This is a genomic window from Bacillus halotolerans (assembly GCF_004006435.1).
GTDB classification, from domain to species: Bacteria; Bacillota; Bacilli; order Bacillales; family Bacillaceae; genus Bacillus; species Bacillus halotolerans.
In genome coordinates this window covers 429,826-448,169 of record NZ_CP029364.1, presented here as the reverse complement: position 1 = coordinate 448,169, position 18,344 = coordinate 429,826, and the positions used below count along the sequence as shown (strand labels likewise).

The 18,344-nt window shown below is 42.6% G+C and carries 18 protein-coding genes and 1 pseudogene; 11 read left to right on the top strand and 8 right to left on the bottom strand.

Annotated elements, in window-relative coordinates:
• Positions 1-45: 45 nt before the first annotated feature.
• Both suhB and DIC78_RS02035 read left to right on the top strand, forming a co-directional pair.
• Positions 46-843 carry an inositol-1-monophosphatase gene (suhB, locus tag DIC78_RS02040; RefSeq protein WP_024121268.1) on the top strand — a complete coding sequence of 266 codons (798 nt, stop codon included), beginning with the start codon at positions 46-48 and terminating at the stop codon, positions 841-843.
• A complete protein-coding gene (locus DIC78_RS02035) occupies positions 830-1,285 on the top strand; it encodes a GNAT family N-acetyltransferase (RefSeq protein ID WP_024121269.1) in 456 nt (151 codons plus the stop codon). The genes suhB and DIC78_RS02035 overlap by 14 nt, the downstream gene beginning before the upstream one ends.
• A 98-nt stretch (positions 1,286-1,383) precedes the next feature.
• On the opposite strand, the gene DIC78_RS02030 is transcribed toward DIC78_RS02035, so the two are convergent.
• The 3 genes from DIC78_RS02030 to DIC78_RS02015 form a co-directional block, all read right to left on the bottom strand.
• On the bottom strand, positions 1,384-2,298 hold the full coding sequence (locus DIC78_RS02030) for a class I SAM-dependent methyltransferase (RefSeq protein ID WP_127695311.1): 915 nt from the start codon (positions 2,296-2,298) through the stop codon (positions 1,384-1,386).
• Positions 2,299-2,530: 232 nt separating this feature from the next.
• Positions 2,531-2,629, bottom strand: coding sequence for a hypothetical protein (locus tag DIC78_RS21720; protein ID WP_240671134.1), 99 nt, complete (start codon positions 2,627-2,629; stop codon positions 2,531-2,533).
• Positions 2,630-2,967: 338 nt separating this feature from the next.
• A complete protein-coding gene (locus DIC78_RS02015; RefSeq protein ID WP_095714832.1) occupies positions 2,968-4,533 on the bottom strand; it encodes a M4 family metallopeptidase in 1,566 nt (521 codons plus the stop codon).
• Positions 4,534-4,882: 349 nt separating this feature from the next.
• Between DIC78_RS02015 and DIC78_RS02010 the strand changes: the two are divergent.
• A pseudogene (locus DIC78_RS02010) lies at positions 4,883-5,071 on the top strand (sigma factor-like helix-turn-helix DNA-binding protein); the annotation flags it as partial.
• A complete protein-coding gene (locus DIC78_RS02005) occupies positions 5,068-5,361 on the top strand; it encodes a zf-HC2 domain-containing protein (RefSeq protein ID WP_095714831.1) in 294 nt (97 codons plus the stop codon). The pseudogene DIC78_RS02010 and the gene DIC78_RS02005, both read left to right, overlap by 4 nt.
• A 44-nt stretch (positions 5,362-5,405) precedes the next feature.
• Here DIC78_RS02005 and DIC78_RS02000 read toward each other — a convergent pair whose 3' ends face one another.
• Together DIC78_RS02000 and DIC78_RS01995 are read right to left on the bottom strand one after the other, a co-directional pair.
• Positions 5,406-6,011, bottom strand: a complete 606-nt coding sequence (locus DIC78_RS02000) for a hypothetical protein (RefSeq protein ID WP_106020363.1) — start codon at positions 6,009-6,011, stop codon at positions 5,406-5,408.
• A 272-nt stretch (positions 6,012-6,283) separates the two neighbouring features.
• Positions 6,284-6,472, bottom strand: coding sequence for a YlaF family protein (locus tag DIC78_RS01995; RefSeq protein ID WP_010334117.1), 189 nt, complete (start codon positions 6,470-6,472; stop codon positions 6,284-6,286).
• Positions 6,473-6,583: 111 nt separating this feature from the next.
• On the opposite strand from DIC78_RS01995, the gene typA reads away from it, so the two are divergent.
• On the top strand, positions 6,584-8,422 hold the full coding sequence (gene typA / locus DIC78_RS01990) for a translational GTPase TypA (RefSeq protein ID WP_010334118.1): 1,839 nt from the start codon (positions 6,584-6,586) through the stop codon (positions 8,420-8,422).
• A gap of 55 nt (positions 8,423-8,477) precedes the next feature.
• Positions 8,478-8,795, top strand: a complete 318-nt coding sequence (locus tag DIC78_RS01985; protein WP_024121276.1) for a YlaH-like family protein — start codon at positions 8,478-8,480, stop codon at positions 8,793-8,795.
• A 58-nt stretch (positions 8,796-8,853) separates the two neighbouring features.
• Here the strand turns inward: DIC78_RS01985 and DIC78_RS01980 are convergent, their stop codons facing one another.
• Both DIC78_RS01980 and DIC78_RS01975 read right to left on the bottom strand, forming a co-directional pair.
• On the bottom strand, positions 8,854-9,063 hold the full coding sequence (locus tag DIC78_RS01980) for a YlaI family protein (protein ID WP_081638297.1): 210 nt from the start codon (positions 9,061-9,063) through the stop codon (positions 8,854-8,856).
• Positions 9,064-9,149: 86 nt separating this feature from the next.
• On the bottom strand, positions 9,150-9,779 hold the full coding sequence (locus tag DIC78_RS01975) for a YhcN/YlaJ family sporulation lipoprotein (RefSeq protein WP_101865171.1): 630 nt from the start codon (positions 9,777-9,779) through the stop codon (positions 9,150-9,152).
• Between the two features lie 157 nt (positions 9,780-9,936).
• Between DIC78_RS01975 and DIC78_RS01970 the strand changes: the two genes are divergently transcribed.
• Positions 9,937-11,265: a PhoH family protein gene (locus tag DIC78_RS01970; RefSeq protein WP_024121278.1), complete on the top strand. Its 1,329-nt coding sequence runs from the start codon at positions 9,937-9,939 to the stop codon at positions 11,263-11,265.
• Positions 11,266-11,269: 4 nt separating this feature from the next.
• Here DIC78_RS01970 and DIC78_RS01965 read toward each other — a convergent pair whose 3' ends face one another.
• Positions 11,270-11,755, bottom strand: a complete 486-nt coding sequence (locus tag DIC78_RS01965) for a hypothetical protein (RefSeq protein WP_103671640.1) — start codon at positions 11,753-11,755, stop codon at positions 11,270-11,272.
• A 103-nt stretch (positions 11,756-11,858) separates the two neighbouring features.
• Here DIC78_RS01965 and glsA point away from each other — a divergent pair, with 103 nt between their 5' ends.
• The 4 genes from glsA (at position 11,859) to pyc (ending at position 18,102) form a co-directional block, all read left to right on the top strand.
• Complete coding sequence (glsA, locus tag DIC78_RS01960; protein ID WP_106020362.1) at positions 11,859-12,788, top strand: glutaminase A; 930 nt, start codon at positions 11,859-11,861, stop codon at positions 12,786-12,788.
• 97 nt (positions 12,789-12,885) lie between these two features.
• Positions 12,886-13,167, top strand: coding sequence for an Fpa/YlaN family protein (locus tag DIC78_RS01955; protein ID WP_003221339.1), 282 nt, complete (start codon positions 12,886-12,888; stop codon positions 13,165-13,167).
• 202 nt (positions 13,168-13,369) lie between these two features.
• Entirely contained in the window at positions 13,370-14,581 is a 1,212-nt protein-coding gene (locus tag DIC78_RS01950; protein ID WP_106020361.1) for an FtsW/RodA/SpoVE family cell cycle protein, read from the top strand.
• Between the two features lie 74 nt (positions 14,582-14,655).
• Complete coding sequence (pyc, locus tag DIC78_RS01945) at positions 14,656-18,102, top strand: pyruvate carboxylase (RefSeq protein ID WP_127695309.1); 3,447 nt, start codon at positions 14,656-14,658, stop codon at positions 18,100-18,102.
• The last annotated feature ends 242 nt before the right edge of the window (positions 18,103-18,344 follow it).

Here is an 18,344-nt window from a genome sequence, read left to right as displayed (position 1 = left end):
GTATCCTATAAAATAAAGGTCTACATAGAAAAGAGGTACGCATGAATGACAAATTGGACGGAAATTGATGAGACTGCAAAGAAATGGATAAAAGAAGCAGGCGCAAGAATTAAACAGTCGATGCACGAAAGTCTGACAATTGAAACAAAATCAAATCCGAATGATTTAGTCACCAATATTGACAAGGAAACGGAAAAGTTTTTTATTGACCGCATCCAAGAAACCTTTCCGGGGCATCGCATACTCGGAGAAGAAGGACAAGGAGACGAACTTCACTCGTTGGAAGGTGTCGTCTGGATTATCGATCCGATTGACGGCACGATGAATTTTGTGCACCAGCAAAGAAATTTTGCAATCTCAATCGGTATTTTTGAAAATGGAATTGGCAAAATCGGTTTAATTTACGATGTGGTGCATGATGAACTGTATCACGCGTTTAGCGGTAAAGGTGCTTATATGAATGAAACGAAGCTGTCTCCTTTAAAGGAAACCGTTATTGAAGAAGCGATTCTAGCCATTAATGCGACATGGGTGACGGAAAACAGAAGAATTGACCCGGGTGTGCTGGCACCGCTTGTGAAAAGGGTGAGAGGAACACGCTCTTATGGCTCTGCCGCTCTAGAACTGGCAAACGTCGCTGCGGGAAGAATTGACGCTTACATTACGATGCGGCTTGCTCCTTGGGATTACGCAGCCGGCTGTGTGCTGTTAAACGAAGTAGGGGGCATTTATACAACGACTGAAGGGGAACCGTTCACTTTTTTAGAAAATCACTGTGTGCTGGCCGGAAACCCATCTATACATAAAACAATATTTGAAGAGTATCTTCATGCTGAAAAATAGACCATTTGAACAGGATGACCTCAGTTGGTTAGAGGAAATTGCGGAGGCTCATCCTGTTTGGAAAAAGGAAGAGTTTGGGGAAAAAGATGCAGAAAGCTATATGATCTCCTATTCGATGTATAACGGATCATGGCTTGTTTGGGAAAAAGACGGTTTGCCTGTTGCCGTCAGCTATCATCTCGAATGGGCTCCTTCCAACGGAAAGCCATGGCTGGGAACAGTGCTGGTTGATCCTGCTGAAGAAAGAAAGGGACATGCCAGGAAGATCATTGAACAGATCGGCCAATCGCTTCAAGACAAACATAGAGCACTATTTACAGCGGTTCCGATTGACCGGAATGAATGGATACTGTTTTTGAGCCAATGCGGCTTTGAACAGCTCAAGACGGAGAAAGATGAGGCAGATAAGCCGTACATAATCATGGTAAAGCCTTTAGTTTAAGCTGCCGTATATATGACGGCAGCTTATTTTCATGCGCAAAAAACCTCTCAATCCTTCACCGTCGATTGAGAGGCGAGCCTGGTGAAGAACCAGGGGGGTTATTTTTTTACGGCATGTATATAATGAATGGTTTCAAACGCTGACAAATAATCCGTTCGTTTCTTGAAGAAAAGGTCATTGATTTCGGCTGGTGTTACATGTTCATAGATGAGTAAACCAGCTGAATCTAATGCTTTTTCGATTTCAAGATAAGTAAAACACGATTTCATCGGTTCACCGCTTGCTGAAGCCATTTTCACCATATGTTCAACTCTATTAGACTTTCCTTTTGTTTCAAAGAGCGTTTCGTCTGCGTAATCAAAAACGATAGAGCTTCCGGAGGGGACATGGGCAAATAATTGGTTAAGCAGGCTTTTATTCTCTTCTTTCGTCAAATAATAAGAAACGCCTAAAAGGCTGAAGAACGTTTTTTGGTTATCAAAGCCTTCATTTAAGAGAGGCTGATATGAAAACGTTTTGGTAAAGTCCATAGGAACCAAATGAAGATTCGCTGGAATAGTAAGCCTTGCATCATCCAGTCTTTTCTTTTTCAATTGCTGTGTAGCCGGGTAATCAATTTCAAATATGTCTAAGCTGTCTTCCAGCTCTGGATGCCGGAAGCAGAATGTATCTAATCCGGCGCCAAGAATGACATACTGTTTTGCTCCCAGCACCACTTCGTTGTGAAATACTTTCTCACAATATGCTGCTCGAGCTAAGGGCGTAGGGGAAAGCTGGACTTGTGTAATCCACTTTAGTATCTCCTCTGGGTCATCTTGAAACTTTTGGGCAATATCTTTATTGAAAAACTGTATGCCTTGTATCATATTTTGACTAATATCAGAAAACTCTTTTTCAGAAATAAGGTGTTTGGCGAGATAATCGTCAAAAATTTTAGGTGTATCATATTGACTGTGATAGGCTCGGCTAAACGCTGATATCAAAGCTGTTAAACTGGACTCATTTTCCCTCATATCATGTCCTCCTGATAAACAAAAATAAGATTCCCCTGGCCAGGAGAACCTTATTATACACACAAAAATATTAATAGTAAATTATAGCATAAATAAAAATTTTTGTCAATGTATTTGAGGTTGGAAGAGTAAGATTCTTCTATTCAATTTTTGGCTGTTTAAATGAGAATGAAAGAATGTTTTTACAATACGAAGTGTATGGTCTTGGGTAAACCGATATGTCCGGCACCTTTTACTTTATACATAACTCATCATGACCTGCTTTTGTAAGTGCCCTGTATAAATCAGCGCTTTGCTTATACAGAACAACGTCATCCTGATCACCGCACATAATGAGAAGCGGAGTCGCCTCGCGATGAACATAAGCGGCTTGGGCCTAGCTCTAGAACCTGAAGTTTATTTGTTCGGGTCCAGCAGTCGGGATGAGAGTTTTCATGAGTGTGGAAAAGCTCACCTTCTTCAACAATCTCTTTTGACATCGATGAAGCCCGATTTTTTTAACAATCGGCTGATTTGGCGGATAATGACCGAGTTTGTATTTACACTGTCTGCGATTTGTTCAGAGGCAAGGTGGTCATATGTACGGCTATCATGAAACAGCTGCTGATTTTTAAACAAACTTGAAAATCAAGAAAAAGCCTGAGATATCTCAGGCTTTTCATTTAGAAATTACAAACCGACGGCTTTCCAGGCTGCTTCAACTTTTGCGGCATCAGTTGAGCCATAAAGGTCACGGGCAGACTGAATGAGGGCGGCCTTCGCATCTTTGAAAGTGGAATAAGGCGTAAGGTACGTTGTTAACGCACGGTAATAAATCTGCTGTGATTTAGATATGCCTAGGCTTGTAATGGTATTATAAGCGGCTTTGTTTGGAATTCCGCTGTTTATGTGTACACCGCCGTAATCGCCTTCATCTGTATTCGGAAGGTTTTGATAGTTGGCGTAATTGTCAGGCTGGTCATATTTTGTCGGATTGGACAAACTGCGGAGAGCCGGCTGGCTGACCGTAATGTCTTCACCGATATCCCAGTCTTCTGTATCAGTGAAATAACCGAATACATCAGAGAACGACTCGTTTAATGCCCCAGGCTGGTTTTCATAGACAAGGTTGGCTGTTTCTTGAGTGACACCGTGTGTCATTTCATGCGCCGTCACATCCAATGAGCCGGAAAGCGGGGAGAAGAAGGAGCCGTCTCCATCACCGTAAATCATTTGATCCCCTGTCCAAGCGGCGTTATTATAACGGCTGCCGTAGTGAACAGAAGAAACGATTTTACTGCCTTTGTTGTCATAGCTGTTTCGTTTAAACGTAGAGTAAAAATAATCGTACACTTTACCCAGGTTATAGTGGGCATCTACAGCTGCGCGCTGTGATGAAGTTGTGAATTTATTTGTTGTGCTTGAGACAAGTGTTCCCGGAAGGCGGCTTTGTCTGTTTTGTAAATCATACGTGATAATTTGAGTGCCGGTTGGTTTTGACAGATCTCTTAAAACATATTTGCCGCTTTCATAAGAAATATTCAGAGGAACTGTTGCGCCTTTTAGTGTTGTCCCTGATCCTGTTGCGGCTGCATGTTCTACTTTATTTTGCTGTTTTAAAATGGTGCCTGATTCGGCATCCACTAAAACTTCCCAGTTAGCAGGTTCAGGTTCGATATAGCGAATCGTGACATCGTAAGCCAGACGATAGCCGCCGTCCTCTGTTTCTACCGCTTTTAACTCTGCTTTATCGCTGTTTTTTGCGCTTCCGTTAGAAACGGCGTCAGGTGATTTGCCAATGGCTTTAAAAGCGAGTGCCAGTGCTTTGTCAGAGGATACCTTTTGGCTGTTTTCTGTTTTTGAAGCAGACTGATTGTGCAATTCTCCATTGATCGCATAGACATTGTCAGATTTATCGACGTGAACGATCACTTGCGAATCTTTAATAGGCACTCCGTTAATGACAGGCACATATCGAAAGTGCTTGTACCCAAGAGCGTCAGTTGTGCTTTCCACAAGTTTCAGTCTTTTGGCGGGATCGCCTTTAAACACTTTGCTGTTCTTTTTCAAAAACTGTTTGACAGCTTTGTCATTTGGAGCAGAGAGCTCTGTTTGTGCAATGGCGCTTTTAGGGAGAAAGTTTGTTTGATTCTCCTTAAGCTGGTCATTCTCAGCAGCCTGAACACCCGGAAGGCCGATTGATAAACTCATAAACGAAGCAGCGACAACGACGGACAATTTCTTACCTAAACCCACAATAAATCCCCCTTTTTGAAAATACTGAAAAATCTTTATATTGTTATATTAAACGAGCAATCTGGTATTCTCAACAAAAACTAACATAACTAGACAAAATTGATAGAATTGTCCTGTGTTTATTTTTGTTGAATAATATCAAGATGAGTCAAGTGTCATGTGATGGATAAATTGCAAGAGTTATGTCGTCTTTATATCGAAGGGGGGAGATGAGAAATTTTTGGTTTTTATTGAAACTTTATAACAAGCGGCTTGTCTAACCGGATGAGGCCTTAATAAGAAGTAAAGGATTGTTGTTCGTGTTTGATTTATTCAGTCATTATGTATTGCATTTTGAACAGATATACTGCAAGAGCTCCTGCAGCTAAAGGATCAGCACCAATCCGTTTTGATTTTAAGAGAATTTCAAGAGCTTTCTTATGAGGAAATCGCCGAAATCTTAGGCTGGAGCCTTTCGAAAGTGAAAACCACTCTTCACCGGGCTAGATTAGAGCTCAAGAAAAACATGACGAAAAGAAGAGAGGAGGAGCGGATATGATCTGCTTTCTAGTAAGAGACCTTCTCCCTCTGTATATTGAAGGTGATTGCAAAAAAGAAACGGAAAACTTCATTGAAAAGCATATGAACACCTGCCGCAGCTGCAGAGAAATGTTTGAACAGATGTCTGAGCCTTTTGAGTTTAAAGATGAACAGCCCCCTCAAGATGCTTTTCTGCCTGAAGAAGAAATCCGTTTTAAACAAAGATACTATGGTTTGCTGATTATTAAAGCAGCCTTCTGGTTTGGAGCTGTGTTTGCTGTGATGCTGATCATCAAACTGCTGATATAAAGGAAAAGCGCTTGCCGGATTTACGGACAAGCGCTTTTCTTACATTAAGCTTGCGGATGAAGCATTTGGTAGATGGCTGCAAGCTGTTCTTGAGACAGTGCACCGAAGAGCTTTTCATAAAAATCAGCCTGCTCCGGTGTCGCACCAGCTTCTAAAGCTGCATCTTTATCAAAGCTGTACGCTCCATCTTCTGAAACAATGGATGCCTGCAGAATATGAATTTTAAGGGAAACAGCGGCGAAAAATTGGTCAAGCGCGAGTGCTTCTTTTTCTGTGAAGCCGAGCTCAACAGCTTTTTCTGTATCAAATTTGTAGCTGCCGTCTTCAACATACACACATTGTGAAACAATATCGAAGAATTCAGATGTCGATTCCCACAATTTTGCAATGATTTGAGCCTCTTCTTGTGTCATTCCTAACTCGACAGCTTTTTCACTGTCAAAATAATAAACCCCGCCTTTTTCATATATACATTGATTTAATAAATCGAAAAATGTATTCAGGTCTTCATTTGTGATTGTCTCCTGCAAAGCAGGTGTGCTGTGACTAACTGTTTTTGCGCTTGCGGCATCGGGTCCGAAAGTAAGCAGGGTGGCTGAGGTCAGTGCGGCAGTTGTAAGTATGGCTTTTTTTACAAATGGTTTCTTCATGTTTCGTCTCTCCCTTTTGTGAATTGTGGTACAAATCCCATTATAGGGAGAGGCTGGTGTGAGGAAAATAGGCTTTATGGTAGTTTGTGTATATCAATGTCGAACCACTTTTGTTTGGTTAAAAGTGTCATATTTAGAACGATTGTCCATGAATGGATGTTGTTTTGCTTCTTCCCGCCTAGGAAACAGGGGAGATAAGCCTTACGCAACGAAAAAACACCGCATTCATTTGCGGTGTTTTTGATTACAATGTCTTTAGCAAGGATAAGCTTTTAATCGAGTAATCCTTGCTCACGCATTTTCTTTTTTAACGTAAATCCGCTTCCCATAACGGCGCAAACGAGCACAATGCTGGCGATAATGCCCCACGCGCTTTTTTCGGCGATAAAGACGCCGATCAGCATTATGCTGAAAACCGCTGCAAATGCAAATAATAATAAAAGCCAATTCATTTTTTTCATATTTCCATCCCCTTTTACGTCTTATAATAAGTTTACAGAAAAACGTGACGCTTTTAAAGAGGATGTGTGGTATAATATGAAAGTTATCTAATTTTTTTAGGAGATGAAAAAGTGAAACTTCGAAATGATCTTCGCAACATCGCGATTATTGCCCACGTTGACCATGGGAAAACGACTCTAGTCGATCAGCTTTTACACCAGGCTGGTACATTCCGTGCCAACGAACAAGTTGCTGAACGCGCAATGGACTCAAACGATCTTGAACGCGAACGCGGCATTACAATTTTGGCGAAAAATACTGCGATTAACTATAAAGATACACGCATCAATATTTTGGATACCCCTGGACACGCAGACTTTGGGGGAGAGGTAGAACGGATTATGAAAATGGTTGACGGCGTACTGCTTGTCGTTGACGCATATGAAGGCTGCATGCCTCAAACTCGCTTCGTTCTGAAGAAAGCTCTTGAGCAAAACTTGAACCCGGTTGTTGTTGTGAACAAAATCGACCGTGATTTCGCACGTCCTGAAGAAGTTATCGATGAGGTTCTTGACCTGTTCATCGAGCTTGACGCAAATGAAGAACAGCTCGAATTCCCGGTGGTATATGCTTCCGCGATTAATGGAACAGCGAGCCTTGACCCTAAGCAGCAAGATGAAAACATGGAAGCTTTATATGAAACGATTATTAAGCATGTTCCGGCACCTGTTGAGAATGCAGATGAGCCGCTTCAATTCCAAGTTGCACTTCTTGATTATAACGACTATGTAGGCCGTATCGGAATCGGACGTGTTTTCCGCGGTACGATGAAAGTCGGTCAGCAGGTTTCTCTTATGAAGCTTGACGGTACAGCTAAATCATTCCGTGTGACAAAAATCTTTGGTTTCCAAGGCTTAAAACGGGTGGAAATTGAAGAAGCAAAAGCGGGAGACCTCGTTGCGGTTTCCGGTATGGAAGATATCAACGTCGGTGAAACAGTCTGTCCTGTTGAGCATCAAGAACCGCTTCCGGTGCTTCGCATTGATGAACCGACACTTCAAATGACATTTGTCGTGAATAACAGCCCGTTTGCCGGCCGTGAAGGGAAATATGTAACAGCCCGTAAAATTGAAGAGCGCCTTCAGTCACAGCTGCAGACTGATGTCAGCTTGCGTGTCGAGCCTACAGCTTCTCCAGATGCTTGGGTGGTTTCCGGCCGCGGTGAGCTTCACCTGTCTATTTTAATTGAAAACATGCGCCGTGAAGGCTATGAGCTTCAAGTGTCAAAACCTGAAGTCATCATCAAAGAAATTGACGGTGTACGCTGTGAGCCTGTCGAGCGCGTGCAAATTGATGTTCCGGAAGAGCATACAGGCTCTGTAATGGAATCAATGGGAGCGCGTAAAGGTGAAATGATCGATATGATTAACAACGGTAACGGCCAAGTCCGTTTAATCTTTACAGTGCCTTCCCGCGGATTGATCGGTTACTCAACAGAGTTCCTGTCATTAACACGCGGCTTCGGTATCCTGAACCATACGTTTGACAGTTACCAGCCGATGCAGGCGGGCCAAGTCGGCGGACGCCGTCAAGGTGTGCTTGTGTCAATGGAAAACGGAAAAGCGACATCTTACGGAATTCAAGGGATTGAAGACCGCGGTGTGATCTTTGTTGAACCTGGTACTGAAGTTTATGAAGGAATGATTGTCGGAGAGCATAACCGTGACAACGACCTTGTTGTCAATGTCAGCAAAATGAAACAGCAGACAAACGTCCGCTCTGCAACAAAAGATCAAACAACAACAATTAAAAAAGCGCGCATCATGTCTCTTGAAGAATCTTTAGAGTACTTAAACGAAGATGAATACTGCGAAGTAACGCCTGAATCCATCCGTTTAAGAAAGAAAATCCTTAATAAAAACGAACGTGAAAAAGCGGCTAAAAAGAAAAAAACAGCAGGATTGTCTTAATCCCTTGCAGAATTTGAAAAGATAGAACCCGTACGCTGCAGGGGAGGGAATCTTTTTGAATGACGTAAGCGAACGCCTGTCGTTCTTCGCCGCTCTATATCAAGTGGACCGGCAGCCAGCAGCAGGCATGTGGCTGCTGTATGGCACCATTTTTGTTTTAGCTGTTATTGTGTTTAAGCTTGGATTTGCAAAACGGCTTCCGGTATTAAAATCAGCAGTGGTGTACTTATTTCTGGCTTTAGGCTGCACTGTTTTGACTTTTCTCGGTGTATTTTTGCCTGTGGCAGAGGGATTGGTCGTCGCTGCATTGATTTTAATCATTTACAAAATTCGGCTGTATCAGTCGAAAAAGGAACAGTCCGCAAAATCATGAAAAAAGACTCAGCATCTCGCTGAGTCTTTTTTTGTATTCTGTATGAATAGCTGCCGCTTTATTTTTTAACTTTTTCTTTCTTCTGCTGTCCCGGGTGAAATGTAAACTTTCCGGTTTTCAGCCGTTCTTCTGTTTTTTTGGCAATTCGGTCATGGCATTCCTGGCACATATATGTATGGATCGGACGGTTTCTCAGCCGTTTCGCGATCAGGGTTTCATCATCAATCGTTTCAATTTTATCGCAAATGGAACATTGGACCCTCATCATATCACCTCTTTCACTCTAATATGCATTATATCATGGATCAGATGCTGTCCAAAATAAGAAAAAGCTAAAGCCGAAAGGGCTCTAGCTTAATCATTATTATTCTTTTTCATATGATGATCAGATTGATCGTTTTGTTCCGTTTCCATTTCCTTCTCTTGCTTTCTGTTTAATTGATCGTTTTGCTGCTTGGTTTGCGGTTCGTCTTCATCGTCAATCACATCGTTAGGCACTTCCGGAAGCACCCGGCCGACAATCGCGGCCAGTTCATCTAAAATCCCCGTAACAGGACGGCCTTCACTGATCTCTCGTCCCATTTCATTGAGACGGCTGACGGTATCAGGATCAGCAACCACAACTGCATTGGCGCCGTGCCGATCATTTTTTAAAGCCTGTGCCACAGAGTATTTGATGGTTTCGACTTTGCTTCTATCCAGGTTATCGTCGACGTCAATTCCTACTACAGCATATCCTCCAAGCACAATAGCTGTCGCATCCTTGACATCCGGCACTTTTTCCGCAACGCCGACAAGATGCTTGGCAATATCAGTTCTAGTTCCATTGTCTTTTGTTTCCTGAGATGTGTCCTTTACGTGAATCGGTTTTGTTTCCTGCTGTCTTGTTGATTCTTTTTCAATATTTTGCTCCTGTCTTCCCTGTTGAACAGCGCAGGCGGACAAAATGAGTGTGAGCTGTATGATAATGAAAAGAATTCGCACTTGCGGTTTCCCTCCTTGAAATGCATTCATTAATTTTATTGTTGAATTAACCTTCTATCTTTATTCACAAAAACATATATTTTAGCAGGCGTTCACCTTTTTCATCGTAAGAGAAGCAGGAAGAACTTTGACCACCCTTATATCAGGAGGCTGAGACTTGAGTAAAATTTATGTGTTAGATACGAATGTGTTATTACAGGATCCTAACGCTATTTTTTCTTTTGAAGAAAATGAAGTTGTCATCCCTGCTGTCGTTTTAGAAGAGGTTGATTCTAAGAAACGATATATGGACGAAGTTGGGAGGAATGCGAGGCACGTATCTAAGCTGATAGACGCGCTAAGACTGAAGGGGAGGCTGCATGAGAAGGTTCCGCTTGATACGGGGGGAACGCTGCGAATTGAATTGAACCACCGTTCCTTTCACCAGCTTCAAGAAATCTTTATCGAAAAAACGAATGATAATCGTATATTAGCCGTTGCTAAAAACTTAAGCCTTGAAGAAGAGACGAAGGAAGACGGCAGGCCTGTGATCCTTGTCAGCAAGGATGTATTAGTCAGAGTCAAAGCGGATGCCATCGGCCTTCTTGCTGAAGATTTCTTAAATGACAGGGTTGTGGACAATGATGAAATGTACAGCGGATATAAGGATTTATATATAAACCAGCAGCTATTTAGCTCTTTTTACGGAAAAAAACAAATTTCAGTTCAGGATATGAAGCAGCATGCATTTTACCCAAACCAGTTTGCCTTAATGAAGGATGAATTAGGAGGGTCGTCCTCTGCCGTCGGTATTGCGGATAAAACGGGCACGGTCCTAAAAAGACTTGTGTTTGATGATGAACACGTATGGGGAATTAGGCCGAGAAATGTTCAGCAGACAATGGCGTTAGAGCTTTTGCTGCGAGAAGATATTCCGCTGGTGACGCTGATCGGAAAAGCCGGAACCGGGAAAACGTTGCTTGCTTTGGCAGCGGGGCTTTTACAGACAGAAGATTTAGGGATATATAAGAAGCTGGTCGTGGCAAGGCCGATTGTTCCTGTCGGCAAGGATATCGGATACTTACCGGGTGAAAAAGAGGAGAAGCTAAAGCCTTGGATGCAGCCGATTTTTGATAATTTAGAGTTTCTGTTTAATGCCAAGAAACCGGGAGAGCTCGAGGCGATTTTGGCGGGGATCGGTTCGATCCAGGTAGAGGCGCTGACGTATATCAGAGGGAGAAGCATTCCTGATCAATTTATAATCATTGATGAAGCGCAAAATTTGACCAGGCATGAAGTGAAAACACTTCTTACAAGAGTGGGAGAAGGCAGTAAAATTGTCTTAATGGGCGATCCTGAACAGATTGATCACCCATATTTAGACAGTCTGAATAATGGTCTGGCATATGTTGTTGAGCGGTTTAAAGGACAACCCATCTCTGGCAGTGTGAAGCTTTTAAAAGGTGAGAGATCCGGGCTTGCCCAGCTTGCCGCTGACTTGCTGTGACGATTTAAATGATGTCGATCTCTTTTATATTGGTGATTGGCTGTTCGTGATCAACTGGATCTTCAAAATAAATATGAACTGGGCCGCCTTCCTGAATCGGCTTGCCTGCCTGGCTGAAATGGACAATACTGTTCAGCGCGGTTTCAAGAGGAACAGCGGCTTTACCGGAACTTGTAATAAATACACATTGTGATGCAGAGCTGAGCGGCTCGGCATTTTTCAGCACATTTCCCAATTTCATTGCGAAGCTGCCGTTCATCAGTTTTTGTTTCTCAAATTGTTTTTCCGTCTTTAATGTAGGCGGCGCAATCCGTCCTTCTCTAATAACACGTTCAGTGTCAAGGCCAGATTCATTCTCAGCCGTATGAAAATTGATTTCTTGGCCGTCCCCTTTACGGTCAAATGAAAATTTGCGATCATCAAAAATCCATACGCTAGGATCAATCGTAATCGGATATGTAACATTGCCTTTTACTTGTATAACGCTCATGGTATAACCCCCTTCTCTCAAAATTATAAAAGTTTTCGCATGAATTGTCACTTTGTGTAACAAATTATATGTATTGAGATGCTCAGGGAGCGAGGGTGGTCGCATGGTATGCCGGCATAATGACGAGCTGGAAGCGTTAGTGAAAGAAGCGAAAAAGGTGACAGGCAAGGGAGCGGTGGCCAGCTATATTCCCGCTTTAGCAAAAGCTGATCAGCACGATCTTTCAGTAGCGATTTATTATTCAAATAATACTTGTCTGTCAGCGGGTGACGTAGAAAAAACATTTACTCTTCAAAGTATATCGAAAGTGCTCTCGCTTGCCCTTGTGTTAATGGAATACGGCAAGGACAGAGTCTTCAGTTATGTCGGACAGGAGCCGACCGGTGATCCGTTTAATTCAATCATTAAGCTTGAAACCGTGAATCCGAGCAAACCGCTAAATCCTATGATAAATGCCGGAGCATTGGTTGTCACCAGCTTGTTGAAAGGACAAACGTCTAAAGAGAGACTCGATTATCTGCTTTCTTTCATCAGAAAATTGACAAACAACCAAGGCATCACCTACTGCCGGGACGTAGCTGAGTCTGAATACAGCACATCTATGATTAATCGGGCGATGTGTTATTATATGAAGCAGTACGGGATTTTTGAGGATGATGTGGAAGCAGTAATGGATTTATATACGAAGCAATGTGCGATTGAGATGAACAGTCTTGATTTAGCAAAAATCGGGGCTGTGTTTGCGCTCAACGGCAGGCACCCGGAAACAGGAGAACAAGTCATTTCGAATGATGTCGCGAGAATTTGCAAGACGTTTATGGTCACCTGCGGAATGTATAATGCAAGCGGTGAATTTGCGATTAAGGTCGGAATTCCTGCGAAAAGCGGAGTATCAGGAGGGATTATGGGCATTTCACCCTATGATTTTGGCATCGGCATTTTCGGCCCGGCTTTGGATGAAAAAGGGAACAGCATTGCAGGTGTAAAGCTTTTGAAAATAATGTCTGAAACGTACAAGCTGAGTATTTTTTAATTTATGTCATCTGTTTAAATCCTCTTGCATTTTCTGCTGATACCCTTTATGATAAATAGAAGAATTAGGTACTCGCCTGGGGAACGGAGGGATACTTTTGGCTTCAGAGATGATAGTCGACCATCGGCAAAAAGCTTTTGAGCTACTGAAAGTTGACGCTGAGAAGATTTTGAAGCTGATCCGAGTACAAATGGATAACTTAACGATGCCTCAATGTCCTCTATATGAAGAGGTATTAGATACTCAAATGTTCGGACTTTCGAGGGAAATCGATTTTGCTGTCCGCCTGGGATTGGTTGACGAAAAAGATGGAAAAGACCTTTTATACACATTAGAACGCGAATTGTCTGCTTTGCACGACGCGTTTACAGGTAAATAAATGATAAAACTCAAACTAATTAACAGTTTGGGTTTTTTTATAACCGCTTGCTTTTTTCACCGTTAATGACGGTCTCTTTTTGTGCATTTCATCCGAATCGTATAGAGAATCTTCGTGTCGTTTGATAAATTGTAGTAAAATAAAAAATATAAATACATAAAAACCATAGGTAATGGAAGTTGGAAGCAGGGAAGAGGATGTTATGTTAAAAAAAATGCTAAAATCTTATGATTACTCACTGATATTCGCAATTGTTTTACTATGCGGATTCGGTTTAGTGATGGTGTACAGCTCAAGTATGATTACGGCTGTTTCTCGGTATGGGGTGAGCAGTAATTATTTTTTCATGCGGCAGCTGTTTGCTTTAATTGCAGGAGGAATCCTTTTTATTGTTATGGCCGTGTTTCCTTACAAAGCACTGGCTCATCAAAAGTTTCAAAAGGTAATGCTGCTTGCTTCTGTGTTTGCGCTTATCTCACTGTTTGTATTCGGGCATGTTGCCGGAAATGCGCAAAGCTGGTTTAAAATCGGCGGAATGAGTATCCAGCCGGGTGAATTTGTCAAGCTGGTGGTCATTTTATATCTAGCAGCTGTATATGCAAAAAAACAAAGCTATATTGATCACCTGTTAACGGGAGTTGCGCCTCCTGTGGTGATGACGGTTATTATTTGCGGTTTAATTGCCATGCAGCCTGATTTTGGTACAGCGATGATTATCGCCATAATCGCAACGTGTATGATTTTGTGCTCTGGTTTCAGCGGAAAGACGCTGGCAAGGCTTGTTTTGCTGGGCGGAATTGTTTTAATCCTGGTCAGCCCGCTTATTTATTTAAATAAGGATGACATTTTAACTAAAGGGCGTTTAGCTCGTTTTGAGAGTCTGGAAGATCCCTTTAAATATGCGGATTCATCTGGTTTGCAAGTGATCAATTCTTATTATGCGATTGGGTCGGGCGGTATATTCGGTCTCGGACTCGGTGAAAGTATCCAAAAATACGGGTATCTTCCAGAATCCCATACTGACTTTATCATGGCCGTTATTGCTGAAGAACTTGGCATTTTTGGGGTATTGTTTGTTGTTTTCCTGCTGGGCTTTATCGTATTAAAAGGTTTCTATATTGCGAGAAAATGCGAGGACCCGTTTGGAAGTCTTCTGGCAATCGGCATTTCTAGCATGATTGCCGTACAATCGTTTATTAACCTTGGCGGTGTCAGCGGGCTAATTCCGATTACGGGTGTTACGCTGCCATTTATCAGCTACGGAGGCTCTTCTTTACTTCTATTATTGGGAAGCATGGGGATATTAATCAATATCAGCATGTTTGTGAAATATTCAGAGAATAAGAAAAAGAGAGAGTCCTTGGCGCCAAAGGGAATGAAAAAGAAGCAGCTTGAAAAAACTGTTTATCTGTAAAAAACAAGTGTGTACACGTGAAGGATATTCCGATATGATAGATTATATTCCATTCGGGTAAGGGGGAAAAAAGTTTGTCACAGCAATCGATACAAAAAGTGTTAGTAGCAAACAGGGGAGAAATTGCAATCCGTATATTCCGCGCTTGTACAGAATTGAATGTTCGTACAGTTGCGGTTTATTCAAAAGAAGATTCCGGTTCCTATCATCGTTACAAAGCCGATGAAGCGTACCTGGTTGGCGAAGGAAAAAAACCAATTGATGCCTACCTGGATATTGAAGGTATTATTGATATTGCGAAAAGAAACAAGGTGGATGCGATCCACCCGGGATATGGTTTCTTATCTGAAAATATACATTTCGCAAGGCGCTGTGAAGAAGAAGGCATCGTGTTCATTGGTCCGACTTCTGAACATTTAGATATGTTTGGTGATAAGGTAAAAGCGCGTGAGCAGGCGGAAAAAGCCGGAATTCCTGTAATACCAGGAAGCGACGGCCCTGCAGAAACGCTTGAAGCAGTCGAACAATTCGGACAAACTCACGGTTATCCGATTATTATTAAAGCTTCGCTTGGCGGCGGCGGCCGCGGCATGAGAATTGTCAGAAGTGAAAGTGAAGTCAAAGAAGCATATGAACGTGCGAAATCAGAGGCAAAAGCAGCCTTTGGCAATGATGAAGTATATGTAGAGAAACTGATTGAAAACCCTAAGCATATTGAGGTCCAGGTTATCGGAGACAATCAGGGAAACGTGATTCATCTATTTGAACGGGATTGTTCTGTTCAAAGACGCCACCAAAAGGTAATCGAAGTAGCGCCGAGCGTTTCGCTGTCAACTGAATTGAGAGATCAAATTTGTGAAGCTGCGGTTGCGCTTGCTAAAAACGTGAACTATATAAATGCTGGTACGGTTGAATTCCTTGTCGCGAACAACGAGTTTTATTTTATAGAAGTAAATCCGCGTGTTCAAGTTGAACATACAATTACGGAAATGATTACCGGTGTTGATATTGTGCAGACACAGATACTTGTTGCCCAAGGCCACAGCCTACATAGCAAAAAAGTCAACATTCCGGAGCAGAAGGACATTTTTACAATCGGCTATGCGATTCAGTCACGGGTAACGACTGAAGATCCGCAAAATGATTTTATGCCTGACACAGGGAAAATCATGGCTTACCGTTCAGGCGGAGGCTTTGGTGTTCGTCTTGATACAGGAAACAGCTTCCAAGGCGCCGTTATTACGCCATATTACGATTCACTGCTCGTTAAGCTTTCAACTTGGGCTTTAACGTTTGAACAGGCGGCGGCCAAAATGGTTCGAAACCTTCAGGAGTTTAGAATCAGAGGAATTAAAACAAACATTCCGTTCCTTGAAAATGTCGCAAAGCATGAAAAGTTTCTGACAGGACAATATGATACGTCTTTCATTGATACAACGCCTGAGTTGTTTAATTTCCCTAAGCAGAAAGACCGCGGAACAAAAATGCTTACTTATATCGGGAATGTGACAGTGAATGGTTTCCCTGGAATCGGCAAAAAAGAAAAACCGGCGTTTGACAAGCCGTTAGCTGTAAAAGTCGACGTTGATCAGCAGCCTGCAAGAGGAACAAAACAGATTCTAGATGAAAAAGGCGCTGAAGGGCTTGCAAATTGGGTTAAGGAACAGAAATCTGTTCTATTAACTGATACAACATTCCGGGATGCCCATCAGTCTTTACTTGCGACTAGATTCAGATCGCATGATTTGAAAAAAATCGCTAATCCGACGGCTGCGTTATGGCCGGAGCTGTTCAGCATGGAAATGTGGGGAGGCGCGACCTTCGATGTAGCTTACCGCTTCCTGAAGGAAGATCCATGGAAGCGTCTGGAGGATCTCCGCAAGGAAGTGCCGAATACGCTGTTCCAGATGCTGCTTCGCTCCTCAAACGCTGTCGGCTATACGAATTATCCGGATAATGTGATTAAAGAATTTGTGAAGCAATCCGCTCAATCCGGTATTGATGTTTTCCGTATTTTTGACAGCTTAAACTGGGTAAAAGGGATGACGTTAGCCATCGATGCCGTTCGGGATTCAGGTAAAGTGGCTGAAGCGGCAATTTGTTATACAGGTGATATTCTTGATAAAACCCGTACAAAATATGATCTCGCTTACTATACATCTATGGCGAAGGAGCTTGAGGCTGCAGGGGCCCATATTCTCGGAATTAAAGATATGGCAGGTCTGTTAAAACCGCAAGCTGCATATGAGCTGGTGTCTGCGTTGAAAGAAACGATCAATATTCCGGTTCACCTTCATACGCATGATACGAGCGGCAACGGAATTTATATGTATGCAAAAGCAGTAGAAGCAGGCGTTGATATCGTAGACGTGGCGGTCAGCTCAATGGCTGGCTTAACATCGCAGCCTAGCGCGAGCGGATTTTACCATGCGATGGAAGGCAACTCCCGCCGTCCGGAAATGAACGTGCAAGGCGTGGAATTACTATCCCAGTATTGGGAATCAGTTCGTAAATATTATAGTGAATTTGAAAGCGGGATGAAGTCTCCGCATACTGAAATTTATGAGCATGAAATGCCTGGAGGCCAATACAGTAACCTGCAGCAGCAGGCGAAGGGAGTAGGCCTGGGCGATCGCTGGAACGAAGTCAAAGAGATGTACAGACGAGTAAATGATATGTTCGGTGATATCGTGAAGGTTACGCCTTCCTCTAAAGTAGTCGGGGATATGGCGCTGTACATGGTGCAAAATAACCTGACTGAAAAGGACATTTACGAAAAAGGCGAATCATTAGATTTCCCTGACTCTGTTATTGAGCTTTTCAAAGGAAATATTGGACAGCCTCATGGCGGATTCCCGGAAAAACTTCAAAAGCTCATTTTAAAAGGGCAGGAGCCGATCACAGTGAGACCGGGAGAACTGCTTGAGCCGGTATCCTTTGAAGCGATCAAACAGGAGTTTAAAGAGCAGCATAACCTGGAGATCTCAGACCAGGATGCTTTGGCGTACGCACTTTATCCCAAAGTCTTCTCTGATTATGTAAAAACTGCTGAAAGCTATGGAAATATTTCGGTATTAGATACTCCGACCTTCTTCTATGGCATGACATTAGGCGAAGAAATAGAAGTGGAAATTGAACGCGGGAAAACGCTGATCGTCAAACTAATTTCAATCGGTGAACCTCAGCCGGATGCAACTCGTGTGATCTATTTCGAACTGAACGGCCAGCCGCGTGAAGTGGTCATAAAGGACGAAAGCATTAAGTCTTCCGTTCAGGAAAGATTAAAAGCAGACCGTACAAATCCAAGTCATATTGCAGCTTCTATGCCTGGAACTGTTATCAAGGTACTGACAGAAGCGGGTGCCAAAGTTGATAAAGGTGATCATTTGATGATCAACGAAGCCATGAAAATGGAAACAACGGTTCAGGCGCCAATCTCAGGAACAATCAAACAGATTCATGTGAAAAATGGAGAGCCGATCCAAACGGGAGATCTGCTTCTCGAAATTGAAAAAGCATAATCAAAAAAGAGTGTATATCATTTGATATACACTCTTTTTTAGTGAGGAACGAGATATGAACGTGCAGCTGCTGCAACGAGCGGGGGCTGTTTCAAACGTGTGTGAAGGACGCATTGGTTGTCTGCTCGCGGGTGCAGGAATGAGAAAAGCTGATGCTTAATAAGCTTGGTATAATTACGGCTTCTTTTCTGGTGAGAATGAATTGACTTCTTGAGGAAAAGTTATTTTAATTAAAATCCTGT